Origin of the sequence: Pseudomonas sp. EA_65y_Pfl2_P78, from assembly GCF_963970495.1 — a bacterium.
GTDB classification, from domain to species: domain Bacteria; phylum Pseudomonadota; class Gammaproteobacteria; order Pseudomonadales; family Pseudomonadaceae; genus Aquipseudomonas; species Aquipseudomonas baetica_A.
The window spans coordinates 20,621-34,079 of sequence record NZ_CAXAON010000016.1; the positions used below are offsets into that span (position 1 = coordinate 20,621).

The 13,459-nt window shown below is 61.6% G+C and carries 12 protein-coding genes; 8 read left to right on the forward strand and 4 right to left on the reverse strand.

The genetic code is table 11. The features are described 5' to 3' along the window. Positions 1-8: 8 nt before the first annotated feature. The 7 genes from AACY02_RS14330 (at position 9) to AACY02_RS14360 (ending at position 7,749) form a co-directional block, all read left to right on the forward strand. Positions 9-1,010, forward strand: coding sequence for a polysaccharide deacetylase family protein (locus AACY02_RS14330; RefSeq protein WP_339432515.1), 1,002 nt, complete (start codon positions 9-11; stop codon positions 1,008-1,010). Then, on the forward strand, positions 1,007-2,314 hold the full coding sequence (locus tag AACY02_RS14335) for an oligosaccharide flippase family protein (protein WP_339432516.1): 1,308 nt from the start codon (positions 1,007-1,009) through the stop codon (positions 2,312-2,314). The genes AACY02_RS14330 and AACY02_RS14335 overlap by 4 nt, the downstream gene beginning before the upstream one ends. Next, positions 2,311-4,233: a hypothetical protein gene (locus tag AACY02_RS14340; protein ID WP_339432517.1), complete on the forward strand. Its 1,923-nt coding sequence runs from the start codon at positions 2,311-2,313 to the stop codon at positions 4,231-4,233. Before AACY02_RS14335 ends, AACY02_RS14340 begins: the two co-directional genes overlap by 4 nt. A gap of 67 nt (positions 4,234-4,300) precedes the next feature. Continuing rightward, positions 4,301-4,990 carry an N-acetyltransferase gene (locus AACY02_RS14345; RefSeq protein ID WP_339432518.1) on the forward strand — a complete coding sequence of 230 codons (690 nt, stop codon included), beginning with the start codon at positions 4,301-4,303 and terminating at the stop codon, positions 4,988-4,990. Between the two features lie 4 nt (positions 4,991-4,994). Beyond that, the gene (locus AACY02_RS14350) at positions 4,995-6,179 is read left to right on the forward strand and encodes a GNAT family N-acetyltransferase (protein WP_339432519.1); all 1,185 of its coding nucleotides are present in this window, start codon (positions 4,995-4,997) and stop codon (positions 6,177-6,179) included. Further along, a complete protein-coding gene (locus tag AACY02_RS14355; RefSeq protein WP_339432520.1) occupies positions 6,151-6,942 on the forward strand; it encodes a ChbG/HpnK family deacetylase in 792 nt (263 codons plus the stop codon). Before AACY02_RS14350 ends, AACY02_RS14355 begins: the two co-directional genes overlap by 29 nt. A 114-nt stretch (positions 6,943-7,056) precedes the next feature. Beyond that, entirely contained in the window at positions 7,057-7,749 is a 693-nt protein-coding gene (locus AACY02_RS14360; RefSeq protein WP_339432521.1) for an N-acetyltransferase, read from the forward strand. 61 nt (positions 7,750-7,810) lie between these two features. Here the strand turns inward: AACY02_RS14360 and AACY02_RS14365 are convergent, their stop codons facing one another. Then, complete coding sequence (locus AACY02_RS14365; protein ID WP_339432522.1) at positions 7,811-8,617, reverse strand: class I SAM-dependent methyltransferase; 807 nt, start codon at positions 8,615-8,617, stop codon at positions 7,811-7,813. A gap of 116 nt (positions 8,618-8,733) precedes the next feature. Continuing rightward, complete coding sequence (locus AACY02_RS14370) at positions 8,734-9,633, reverse strand: LysR family transcriptional regulator (RefSeq protein ID WP_339432523.1); 900 nt, start codon at positions 9,631-9,633, stop codon at positions 8,734-8,736. Between the two features lie 160 nt (positions 9,634-9,793). Between AACY02_RS14370 and AACY02_RS14375 the strand changes: the two genes are divergently transcribed. Beyond that, positions 9,794-10,813: an alpha/beta hydrolase gene (locus tag AACY02_RS14375; protein ID WP_339432524.1), complete on the forward strand. Its 1,020-nt coding sequence runs from the start codon at positions 9,794-9,796 to the stop codon at positions 10,811-10,813. A 91-nt stretch (positions 10,814-10,904) separates the two neighbouring features. Here the strand turns inward: AACY02_RS14375 and ycaC are convergent, their stop codons facing one another. Then, entirely contained in the window at positions 10,905-11,531 is a 627-nt protein-coding gene (ycaC, locus tag AACY02_RS14380) for an isochorismate family cysteine hydrolase YcaC (RefSeq protein WP_339432525.1), read from the reverse strand. Positions 11,532-11,600: 69 nt separating this feature from the next. After that, positions 11,601-13,439 (reverse strand): amidohydrolase, encoded by a 1,839-nt coding sequence (locus AACY02_RS14385; RefSeq protein ID WP_339432526.1) that lies wholly within the window; start codon positions 13,437-13,439, stop codon positions 11,601-11,603. Positions 13,440-13,459: the final 20 nt, after the last annotated feature.

Below are 13,459 nucleotides of genomic sequence, written 5' to 3' on the forward strand. Positions count from 1 at the left end.
CCGAAGCCATGGCGATCAAACAATTGATAAAAAGCACCAGTGGCTGGCTCTATCTCAACTCGTCCGTGGGCCGAAACCAGTTGCAGGGCGCCGGGGTGATTCTGATGTTGCACCGGGTGCTGTCCAACGACCGCGCCGCCGACCTGCCCCACCGCAATGAGCTGTGCGTCGGGCCCAAGGCCTTCGAGCATTGGCTGGTGTGGCTGCGTCGCCACTTCGAATGCGTACCGCTGATGGAAATCCTTCAGCCCAACTCCCTGCGCACCGAACGCCCACGGGTGGCGTTGACCTTCGACGACGGCTGGCGCGACAACGCGGTCAACGCCTTCCCCCTGCTGCAAAAACACCAGGTGCCGGCGAGCATTTTCCTTTCGACCGATTTCATCGGCAGCCGTCAACGTTTTTGGTGGGAGGCCGTGGGCGAAACCCTGTGGGGCAGCCACGGCGACAAGGCACGGATGCATTTGATCGAGCGCTTGCATGCCACGGGCCATCCGCTGCCGGTGTTGCTCGATGACATTGATGTCGATCGGCGCAGCCTGGCACTGCTGCATTACCTGCAAGGGCTCAAGACACTGGCACCGCAAGAACTTGAACGCCTGACCGATGAGTGCCCGCAAGAATCGCAACCGCAGGCACTGGACTGGCATCAGGTGCGCGCGATGGAAGCCTCAGGTCTGGTGCGTTTCGGCCCCCACGGCGCCAGTCACGCGATCCTTACCGGCCTTGACGATGTGCGCCTGAGCGAAGAAATCAGCCGCAGCCGCGATGCCTTGCACAACGGCTGCAATCGGCCGCTGCCGGTGTATTGCTACCCCAACGGCGACAACGACGAGCGCGTGCGCAAGCAGGTTGCCGATCACGATTATCCGTTTGCGCTGGGCACCAGCACCGGCCTCTATCGCGGTGAAGGCGATCCGCTGAACCTGCCGCGTTTCGGTGTCAGTCAGCGCACGGCGCGCAATCCGCAACTGCTGTCGTGGCGGATATTTCGCGGAGCACGACCATGAGCCGAGGCCGCTACCTCAAGCACTTGGCGCTGAGCATGGGCACCAAACTGGCGATGATCGCCCTGCGTTTACTGCGCAACGTGCTGCTGGCGCGGATCCTCGGGCCGAGTGAACGCGGGCTGTTTGCATTGCTCAGCACCTTGCCCGACCTGATCAGCGCGGCCACCAGTGGCGGGCTGAATTCGGCGGTCGGTTATCAGGCCGCCAAACAAAGGCCGCTGGGGGTGTTGCTCAGTCAGGTGCTGGTTTTCGGATGCTTGCTGGCGGCGCTGTTAACCCTGCTGGTGGTCGCGCTGGTGCGCGAGTTTGGCGGTGAACTGGATGTGACCACGCAGCTTGGCCTGCTCGCCTGGCTGTTGCTGTTGGCAGTGCCGCTGACGGTGTTGAAAAGCGGCTTGCTGACGTTGCACAACGCGTCCGGCGGCGTGGTCGCATTCAATGCCTTGCGCCTGGTGGAGTCGCTGGCACCGCTGCTGATGTTTCTCGGGCTTTTCTGGATGTGGAAAAGCGCCGCCCTTGAAGCGGCACTGATCAGTTGGCTGGCCGGGATCAGCCTGGTGGTGCTGGTCGGTTGGGTCTGGCTCAAACGGGCGCAACCGTTGCAACTGCAATGGGATCGCGCCAGCCAGAAAGAGCTGCTGCGTTACAGCGCCCGCAGCCATCCCGACCTGTTGTTCCAGCAAGTGATTTTGCGCTCGGATTATTTGTTCATCGGCGCCCTGCTCGGCAGCACCGCGCTGGGTCATTACGCCATGGCCAGCGCCGCCGCCGAACTGCTGCTGATCGTCCCGGAAGCGGTGACCACGCCGTTGATGAAACGCCTGCTGCAACAGGACGAAGGCATGGACAAAGTCACCCCGCTGGCGCTACGCCTGACCGCAACGGTGATGCTCGGCGCATGCCTGAGCATGGCGGTGATCGGCAATTGGCTGATCGTCACCCTGTTCGGCATCGCCTACCAACCGGCCTATCCGGCGCTGCTCGCGTTACTGCCGGGGCTGTTGGGTTTGTGCTATGCGAGCATTCTGCGTCTGGACTTGCTGGGCAAAAATCGCCCCGGCACGGTGTCCTTGCTGATGGGGCTGGGGGCCTTGCTCAATCTGGCGCTGAACCTGGTGTTGATTCCGGCCTACGGGATTGTCGGCGCAGCGGCGGCTTCGTCGATTGCCTATCTCGCCGTCACGGTGGCGATGCTGGTGTTGTACTGCCGTCTGAGCGGCGTGCCGTTCTGGCAAACCCTGATCATCCTGCCCAGCGACATCACCCCGATGTGGTTGATGCTGCAACGTCGCAAAGCCGCATGAAAGGCCTGGCCCTGCTGTTCGGTCTCGGCCTCTCGCTGGACGCCTTCGCGGCGTCGATGCGTTGGGGCGAAATCCGCGACGCCAGCCTGTACCTGCAAACCGATCAACCCGATAACGTGACCGTGCGCTGGACCCCGGCGTGGCAAGCGGATGCCAACGAAGAGCATCTGTACCTGCTCGACGGCCAAGGCAAACTGCAAGGTGACAGGTTCATCAAGGCCAGTGAAACCCGTGGTAGCCAGCGCTGGAGTCTGGCGCCCGGCGCCGCCAGCTATCGACTGGAAATCCCCGGCTACAGCTTCCGCAATTACCGGATAGAACACGATGAACACACGGTCGCGCTGTTCGCCCCGGCCAAAGTGCACTTCAGCGTTCAAGCCCAGAACGGCGACATGTTGTATTTCAAGGTCGCGCCCGGTGAGCGCGCGGTGCTGGCCGGTAAATTTCATGGCGGCGTCAGTGCGCTGCAGGCGCAACGGGTGGGTGATGGTCAGGCACTGACGCTGGCCCTGAAACCGTACCGAGCCTATTGGCAGTTCGATCAGGTCGCGCTGCCGGTCAGTGAGCGTGAACAAGTCTGGCGCCTGCGCCTGCAAGGCAGCGGCAAAGCCGCGTTCTGGCTCGACGGCACGGCCAATCTGTTTGCGCAGAATCCACAACAGCTCAAACCGCTGCGCGAAGACGTCGGCCAGACCCGCTTGACCCTGCACGACAAAGTGCTCGGGCGCACGCCGGATCTGGGCATCGCCCTGCCCTATGTGATGCCGCCCACCACCAGCTATGCCGCCCTCGATGCGCTGAAACCCACTGCCGCCAGTTACTACAGCTTTGTTGATGTGACGGCGAAGAACCGGCATTTCGAGGACGCGTTCCGTCAGTTCTATCAGAATCGTTTCGGCATCCAGCAGGACATCACCTTGCTCGCCGGCAGCCAGCGTCAGGCTGATCTGCGCGCCGACGTACAAAGCAACAGCGGCCTTGATGCGTGGCTCGCCAGTACCCGCACGCTCGGCGGCAAAGGCACCCACTACATCGGGTTTGCCGACGAACCGAACCTCAACTACTCCAGCTACGCGCAGTATCAGGCGATCTTCGCCAGCATGGCCCGGCAGGTGCGCAGCGACCCGGCGAACGCCAAGGCTGGCGTGCGTATCGCCATGCCGGCCAGTTCGCGGCTGGTCAACGGGCCGTTCGCTGACAACGCGGCAGACAAGCGTGGTATCGATTGGGCACGGCGCTTGCTGAGCGAATCCGGCGATCAGGTCGACGCCTTGGCGTGGCACGAATGGATGATTCGCGACCTGCTCGCCACCCGCGTCTACCGCGACAGCGTACGCCGCGCCGCCGAACTCGTTGGCCTCGACGACAAAGGCCAGCCACGCAAAGCCTTGCTGCTCGATCAGACCAATTTGTCCAGCGGCTCCAGCCTCAGCCCCTACGATCAGGAAACCCATTACGCCGCGCTGTGGTGGGCGTCGGTGGTGATCAACGCCTCCCAGGACGGCTTGCTGAGCATGCTCAACTGGTTCCAGGCCGCCGATGAACCGCAGTACCCCAAAGGCATGCTGCGCGTCTCGGCCGATGAACAACGCTTCGAACTCAAACCAGTGGGTCTGGCCCAGCAATTCATCGCGCAACACTGGCTGCATAACGTCCTGGCGCTGGACAACGATGGGTTTGAAGTCGACGTGCTGGCGATGTCCAGCGATGAGCAGCGTGGCTTGCTGGGCGTCAACAAAGGCACCCGCCTGCAACGTGTAGACCTGAGCGGCACCCAGTGTCCGCTGAACAATGGCGCCTTGCGCTACTTCGGCGCCGACAACCGCAGCCGCGATGCGCCGTTTGCCTGCAAGGACGGACGCGTGCGCTTCGACCTGCCGGGGCAAACCCTGTTCTCGCTCCGCTGGAGAGCGTCATGAACCGTCCTTTGATGTTCCGCCGCGTTGGCCTGGGCCACGCGATGCATCGTCATCAGGAGTCAAGACCATGAACATTGTGCAAAAACTCAGCGAACACATCAGACAAAAAGGCCTGCGCGCCACCTTCGGCAAGGCCTGGAAGCACTACGTATTCTTTCATCAGGAATTGCTGTGGATGGAGCGTGATCTGGTCAGTCCCGTCCCCCCGCACAACCTCAAACCCTACCCGCCGCTGCGGGTGGTGAAAATCACGCCGGACAACACCAGTGCCTTTGCCCGCTACTTTGGCGACCGCGTCGGCACCATGGCCGAACTGGCCAGAGAAGGCCACACCGGGCACATGCACCTGGACGATCAGGGCGACGCCGTGGCGTTCATCTGGGGCACCGCGCGGGACTATCTCGACCGGCATTACTACGGCTGTCTGTTCCCGGTGAAACCCGGCGAGTTCTTCGAATTCGGCGGCGAACTGACCCGAGCCTACTGGGGCAGCGAACTGTCGGTGGATCTGCAACTGGCGCTGTGGAAAGCCATGGCCGCCCAGGGCTGCAACAAGGTCGTGGACGTCTGCGAATTCCACAACATCCCGGCGCTCAAGCTGCACCTGCGCATGGGCTACACCGAGCAACACCGGATCATGAACATTTACACCCTGTTCGGTCGCTGGAACTTCTACCGCGAAACCCGCTACAGCGGTTCGCGCCTGGAAGCGCTACGCAAACCTTCCCGTCCACCCGTCACAGTAACGGCGGCCTGAGCCCATGGCGACGCGATTCGAATGGCGTACTTCATTGTGCGCCGCCGACTTTCCGGCAACAGCGTATGAAGCGCTGCGCCTGCGCGTGACGGACCACACGCCGTTCAACAACCTTGGCTGGTTGTGTGCGGCCGAGCAGGCCCTTGGCGAGGGTGAGCGCCTGCACATCCTGCTGGGATGGGAGGCGGATCAATTGCGTCTGTGCCTACCGCTGGTGGCGAGTCGTGAGCGCTTCGCCGGGTTGCGGTTTCGGGTGTTGCACCACTTGGGGTATCCGTTGGCTGATCGCTTGGCCCTGCTCTCTTTGCTGGCCGGCGAGGACATGCGCAAGGCCCTTGTATTGATTCGCCAACGCCTGCCCCATGCACTGCTTCAGCTCAACGAACTCTCGGAGCCGGCCGGTGAGGAAAGTAGCCTCACCGAATGGATGGCACACAGCTCTGCGGGCGAGCGACGGCTCAGTTGTCGGGCGCCTGTGCACCTGATCAGCGAGGCGGATCATCAGGAAGTGTCCGGCGATCCACGCTACAAACTGCGCCGGGCTCGCAAGCGCATCGCCGCGTGCGGGGCTCAGGTACGGCGGATCATTCCGGACGCGATCAGCATGGGTCCGCTGTTGCAGGTCATCGGCGAAGTCGAAGCGGTCAGTTGGAAAGGCGACGAAGGCGTCGGGATCTTCGCCAGCGAACGCAGTCGCCATCTGATCGAGCGTGCTTTCATTGCCCTCGCCGGCCAAGGCTTGGTGCGGGTGGTGACGCTGGAGTTGAACGGGCGCTGCATCAGCTATCGCCTGGGCTTGCTCGAACAGGGCCGGCTCTACGATTACAACCTCGCCTTCCTGCCGCAATACGCCGATCTGGGCAGCGGCCGGGTGCTGCTGGAGGAATGGATTCGCTGGGGCCTGGACGACCACTGGCGCTGGATCGATGCCTCACGGGTCAGCCTGGAAAACTCCAGCCACCAACTGCACGAACGCATGACCGGGCAACTGGAACACTGGCGCTGGAGTTTCTATTCCTGGCGCCCGAGTGGCCTGGCGCTGGGTCTGGCATTACGCGTCTGGCACCGGCTCAAACCGACACTGCAACGGTGGCGGGCAAAACGTGCAGCCAAACCTGCACCTGTCGTCAAACCTGTCGCGATCACCACGGAGGGCGAACATGCCTCGCCAAGTCATAGTCAACGCTGACGATTTCGGCCTCAGCCCGAACGAAAACGCGGTGATCTTCGCGGCGTTTCAGGCCGGGGTCATCAGTTCCGCCACCGCCATGGCCAACATGCCAGCGTTCGAAGCCGCGTGCACCATGGCTCGGCAGCCCTTGCTTGAGGGCCGGGTCGGGCTGCACTTCAACCTGACTTACGGGCGACCGCTGAGCCGGACGATTGTGGAGCGCCGAACGTTCTGCGACAGCCATGGCGTATTCGACCTCAACCTGCCGCGCCACCGTTTGTGGCTCAGTCGCGAAGACCGTGAGGCGGTGCATGAAGAATTGCAGGCGCAGTGGCAACGCTGCGTCGATCATGGCGTGCGTCCCAGTCACATCGACTCGCACCAGCATGTGCACAACATTTTGCCGATCGGCGAGATCGTCGCGCGCTTCGCTGCGCATCACGGTGTACCGATTCGGTTGGCGCGCAATCTGGGGCAAAACCTCAATCTGCCCAAACGCGTTTTCAAAGGTTGGCTCAATTGGCGTTTGCAGCGTCTGGCCGGCGCAACGGCGGACTACGTGTGCACCCCCGTGGATTTGCGCAACGGCAGCTCGCCGACCGACGGCGTACTGGAAATCGTCGCCCATCCGACTCAACTCGGGGCCGACTTTGGTGACGCGTATCTCAACCCCGGCGAATCCCTGAGCCGCGTGTTAGCGCAGCGGCTGATGGGCGTTCCACGGGTTTGCTACGCCGACCTGAACAAGGACTTTCCAAGCGGTGCCACGGCACTCGATTGACTTGCATACGTTTCAACATTTTCGAAAATGGCACTCTGAAAGGCATGTAAAGGCTTGATCTATAAACACAAAAAGCGACATCCACAACACTGGGCTTCGGCCAAAGAGGGCATCATGAACGTTATCGGAAAACTGCGTGAACGCATCAAGCAAAAAGGCCTGAGCCACACCGTCGGCACGTTGTGGAAACGCTACGTGTTCTTCCATTGGGAACTGTTGTGGATGGAACGTGACCTGGTCAGCCCGGTGCCGCCGCACAAGCTGCGCCCCTATGAGGGCCTGCGCAAAGTCGATATCACACCGCACAATGCCGGCGCGTTTGCCAAGCATTTTGGTGACCGCGTGGCGACCATGGCCGAACTCGCCGCCGAAGGTCACACCGGGCACATGTACCTCGACGCCGACGGTCACGCGGTGGCGTTCATCTGGGGCAGCATTCGCGACTATCACGACCGCCACTATTACGGCTGCAACTTCCCGGTCAAACCCGGCGAGTTCTTCGAATTCGGCGGCGAAATGACCCGCGCCTATTTCGGCAGCAGCCTGTCGGTGGACGTGCAAGTGGCGTTGTGGGAAGCCATGGCCGCCCAGGGCTGTAACAAAGTCGTCGACGTCTGCGAAACCCGCAACATCCCGGCAATGAAACTGCACATTCGTATGGGCTATCAAGAACAGGGCCGCGTGACGCACCTCTACTGCTTGTTTGGGCGGTGGCGGTTCTTCCGTGAGACCCGCTACGAGGGCTCACGCCTGGAGTTACTGCGCAAACCGGGGCGGCCGGTGGTGAGTGCGGCGGCGCAGACTTGAATCAACCCCAAAAGGTGTGGCGGCTTTGGTGCCGCCTTCGCGGCCAGTGGCTGCGACAGCGTCAGCTCTTGCTGGCAACCAGGGTGAAACACAACGGCAACTGCGCCTCTTGATTCAGGTACCGGTCGTACAGTTCTTCCCGATTCGAATGCGCATACTCCTTGAAGTGCGCGATGTTCAGCCCTGCCCCGATGGCGCCGCTGAAGATCGCGCCGAGGGTGTGCACGAACCAGTACGACTTCGCCGCCGGTTGCTCGACCTTACCGACGTAGACGATGGGCTCTTGCTGCACAAACGGTTCGGCGCGGAAGTAGGAGCTGGCGAGGCGGAACGGGTCCTCGGCGTCAGGATCGACCATTTCCAGAAACGGATGGGTTTCGTAGATCACCAGTTTCCCGCCCGGTTTCAGGGTCTGCGCAACGTGGCGCAAGAATTCGCCGATGTCCGGCATCCAGTTCAGTACGCCGATGGTGATCAACGCTACGTCGAAGCGGTTTTGCAACGACGCCGGCAGGTGATGGATATCGCATTCAACGAATTCGGCGTTGTGCGCTGAACGGCTGTTCAGCTCGCGGGCCTGATCGAGAAACGCGCTCGACTGATCCACACCCACCACATTCCGCGCACCGAGGGCGAACAGCGAGAGACTTTCGCGACCGTTGTTGCAGCCCAGTTGAATCACATCTTTACCGTCAACGCCGACCTGTTCCAGCAACCCGCGCAGTGTGTCGTCGAGGCACGAGAAACCTGCCTGTGCGACGTCAGTCAGCAGCGCCTGCCAGTCAGGGGAGTCCTGATGGTGGCGGGCGGAATCGTTCCACGCCTGACGATTGCTTTCGATAGCGTTCTTATTGTTCGGCACTTCCATGGCGTACTCCGCACGATGCGCTTGATTGAGCGGTCGGAGTCTAGATCAGCCAGGCAATTGTGGTTGTTGCGACTTTGTAAGCCGTCGCCCGCTCCCACATTTCCATTTGCGTGAGCTTAGAGAGCGACGTTGCCTTGATTGAGGCGCTCACGCAAAAACTCGATCAGCGCCTGCACTGGGCGCGAGGCCTGACGATGCTGCGGATACACCGCCGACAACGTCAGCGGCTCGGGCCGCAGGTCATCCAGTACGGGCACCAGTCGCCCGTCCTTCAGCGCCGCGCCGACAATGAACGTTGGCAGGTAAGTGATCCCCATCCCCTGCACCGCCGCGTCCCTGAGCAACTCGCCGTTGTTCACGCGCATCCGTCCGGTGACGTTGACCAACACCGGCTTGCCTTGCCCGGCATTGAACCGCCACTGCACCGAGCGGCCGTGCCCATAAGGCAGGCAGTCGTGGCTGTGCAAATCTTCAGGGCTGAGCGGCGTGCCACGTTCGGTGAGGTATGCGGGGCTGGCGCAGTACACCCGCTCGATGGAGGCGATGCGACGGGCGATCAGGGTCGAGTCTTCCAGCACGCCAATGCGCAGCGCCAGATCGTAACCCTCGCCCAGCAAGTCAACGGGGCGATCACTCAGATCCACTTCCACCGTCACTTCACGATAGCGCTGCAAAAACACCGGCAGCAGGCATCCAAGATGCGCCACGGCAAACGACAGCGGTGCACTGAGGCGAATCGTCCCGCGCGGCTCGGCGGTTTGTCCGGCGATGCTCTGCTCCACTTGCTCGACTTCGCCGAGCAGCCGCAGCGCCGACTCGTAATAGCTCTGGCCCAGCGGCGTGACGTCCAGGCGCCGGGTCGAGCGGTTCAACAAGCGCACGCCAAGGCGCTCTTCCAATTGCATCAACCGACGGCTGACGAACTGCTTGGACAGGCCCAACTGATCGGCCGCTGCGGTGAAGCTGCCGGAGTCCATGACCTGGCAAAAAATACGCATGTCTTCGAACGGGTTCATTGTCACTCTCTGGTGGACAGTTAAACGCTTTATAGCCGCTTTTTCGCTGTTCGGCACCCCACTAATCTGTGCTCACGGTGTTGCTGAGGCCTGAACCCCAGTGCCACAGCAGCCCGCCATCAAGGCACATCCCCTAAAAACACTCAAAAGGATTTCCACCATGACCCTCGTCAAGAAAACCCTGACCGCTTCCCTCCTCGCTCTTTCCATCGGCAACGCGTTTGCCGCGGGCAGCCCCGGCGTCGAACACAACACTCAAGCCTTCCTCGAAGCCCTCGCGGCTGGCGGTGGCAAACCGCTTGAGCAACTGAGCCCGAAAGACGCCCGTGCCGTGCTGACCGGCGCACAGGCTTCGGTGAAGGTTGATCTGTCCGGCGTGGAAGTCAGCGACAAGGCCATCAACGTCGACGGTCAGACCATCAACCTGAAAGTGGTGCGTCCGGCCAACGTCAAAGGCGAGTTGCCGGTGTTCATGTTCTTCCACGGTGGCGGCTGGGTGCTGGGGGACTTCCCGACGCACCAGCGCCTGATTCGTGACTTGGTGGTGGGCTCCGGCGCCGTCGCGGTGTACGTCGATTACACGCCGTCGCCGGAAGCGCAGTACCCGACCGCAATCAACCAGGCGTACGTCGCCACGAAATGGGTGGCTGAGCACGGCAAGGACATCGGCGTCGACGGCAAGCGTCTGGCGGTGGCCGGCAACAGCGTCGGCGGCAACATGGCGGCGGTCGTAGCGTTAATGGCCAAGGAACAGAAAACCCCGGCCCTGCGTTTCCAGTTGCTGATGTGGCCGGTGACCAACGCACAATTCGACGACGGTTCGTACCAGCAGTTTGCCGAGGGCCACTTCCTGACCAAAAACATGATGCAGTGGTTCTGGGACAACTACACCACCCGCTCGGCCGAACGTGCACAGATCCACGCCTCGCCCTTGAATGCCAGCGCCGAACAACTCAAGGGTTTGCCCGCTGCATTGGTGCAGACTGCCGAATTCGACGTGTTGCGTGATGAAGGCGAAGGCTATGCGCGGCATCTGGATGCAGCGGGTGTGCCGGTGACCGCCGTGCGTTACAACGGGATGATTCATGACTTCGGGCTGCTCAACCCGCTGAGTCAGATTCCTGAGGTGAAGGCTGCAGTACGTCAGGCAGCGGCTGAACTCAAGACTCATCTGAACTAAGCGAAATCTCTCGCCACAGCGTTTGCCAACGCAGTTTTGCGGCGGCGAAGAGACAAAAATGCCCGCAAATTTGCGGGCATTTTTCAGTTCATCACTTGGCCGTGAACTTGGTATAGCTGTTGATCAAGTTGCGGTAGTTCGGCAGGCGTTCCGAGAGCAAATGTGCCAAGCCTTCCATGTCGTTGCGCCAGTCACCTTGCAGCTCGCAAGCCACGGCGAACCAGTTCATCAGGTGTGCGCCGGCGGCCGACATGCGTGCCCATGCCGCTTGCTGCACGGTGGTGTTGAAGGTGCCGGATGAATCGGTCACCACAAACACTTCATAGCCTTCAGCAATCGCCGACAGGGTCGGGAATGCCACGCAAACGTCGGTCACCACGCCAGCGATGATCAGTTGCTTGCGACCGGTGGCCTTGATCGCCTTGACGAAATCTTCGTTGTCCCAGGCATTGATCTGACCTGGACGCTGAATGAATGGCGCATCCGGGAATTGTTCAAGCAGTTCAGGCACGAGCGGGCCGTTGGGGCCGGCATCGAAACTGGTGGTCAGGATGGTCGGCAGTTTGAAGAACTTGGCGATGTCGCCCAGTGCCAGCACGTTGTTCTTGAATTCGTTCGGCGAGAAATCCTGCACCAGCGAGATCAGACCGGTCTGGTGATCGACCAACAACACGACGGCATCGTCTTTGTTCAGGCGCGAGTAAGGAACGTTGCTCATGTGAAACTCCTCGGTGGATGGTTGTTGCGTGAGACGCCGACCGTCGGGGTCGGCGCTTTGTTGTAAGGATCAGAACGCGAAGCAGGAACAACCGAACGCGCCCCAGAAACCGGCGAAATCGCTGACCGGTGCGTTCGACAGGCGGGCCTTTTCATGGCTGTGCGAGTGCACGGCGCACGCGCCGACGCACTGGTGTACTTGCGCCTGCAATGGCGCGTTCTGGCGCCAGTGGCCCGGGACTTTCGCCACCGGCGACCAGTCCGGCAGCACCGGCACGCTGGCCGGGCCGAGGTCCTGGAAGTCGCCTGCGGCGTAAACGATCTTGCCGCCGACCACGGTCAGCACTGACTCGATCCACTTGATGGCTTCTTCTTCGACGTGGAAGAAGTCGGCGCTCAGCGCCGCCAGATCCGCCAGTTGTCCGACCTTGATCTGGCCTTTCTTGCCCTGCTCGGACGAGAACCAGGCGCTGCCGTGGGTGAACAGCTCCAGCGCGGTGGTGCGCGGCAAACCTTCCTCGTACAAGGCCAGGCCACCGACGGTGCGACCGCTGACCATCCAGTACAGCGACGTCCATGGGTTGTAGCTCGATACCCGTGTTGCGTCAGTGCCCGCGCCAACCGGCACACCTTCGGCGAGCATGCGTTTGATCGGTGGTGTGGCTTCAGCGGCCTGCTTGCCGTAGCGGTCGACGAAATACTCACCCTGGAACGCCATGCGATCCTGAATCGCGATGCCACCGCCCAGCGCTTTTACGCGTTCGATGTTCTGCGGGGTGATGGTTTCGGCGTGGTCGAAGAACCACGGCAGACCATTGAACGGAATGTCGCGGTTGACCTTCTCGAACACGTCGAGCATGCGGCTGATCGATTCGTTGTAGGTGGCGTGCAGACGGAACGGCCAGCGCTGCTCGACCAGGTGACGCACCACCGGTTCGAGTTCCTGTTCCATGGTTTGCGGCAGGTCCGGGCGCGGTTCGAGGAAGTCTTCGAAGTCCGCCGCCGAAAACACCAGCATCTCGCCGGCGCCGTTGTGCCGCAGGAAGTCGTCGCCCTGGTGCAACTTTACGCTGCCGGTCCAGTTCTGGAAATCGGTCAGCTCTTCTTTCGGTTTCTGGGTGAACAGGTTGTAGGCGATGCGCACGGTCAGTTGGTCGTCTTTGGCCAACTGCTCGATCACTTGGTAATCGTCCGGGTAGTTCTGGAAACCGCCGCCGGCATCAATCGCGCTGGTCAGGCCGAGGCGATTGAGTTCACGCATGAACTGGCGGGTCGAGTTGACCTGATATTCCAGTGGCAGCTTCGGCCCCTTGGCCAGGGTCGAGTACAGAATCATCGCGTTGGGTTTTGCCACCAGCATGCCGGTCGGGTTGCCGTTGGCATCGCGCACGATCTCGCCACCCGGCGGGTTGGGCGTGTCGCGGGTGTAACCGGCCACACGCAACGCGGCGCGGTTGAGCAAGGCGCGGTCGTACAGGTGCAGGACAAACACCGGGGTGTCCGGCGCGGCCTGGTTGAGTTCTTCAAGGGTCGGCATGCGTTTTTCGGCGAACTGGAATTCGTTCCAGCCGCCGACCACGCGTACCCATTGCGGGGTCGGTGTGCGGTCGGCCTGCTCCTTGAGCATGCGCAGCGCATCGGCCAGCGATGGCACGCCCTCCCAGCGCAGTTCGAGGTTGTAGTTCAAACCACCACGGATCAGGTGCAAGTGCGAGTCATTGAGACCGGGGATGACGCAGCGCCCGTGCATGTCGACCACTTGTGTGGCCGAGCCGCGAAGGGCCATGGCTTGGGTGTCGTTACCGACGACCACGAAGCGACCGTCCTTGATCGCCACGGCGCTGGCCAGCGGTTTGGTTCGGTCTACGGTATGAAATTGGCCATTGAACAGAATCAGATCAGCGTTCATCGCAGTTCCTTCGACAAAAG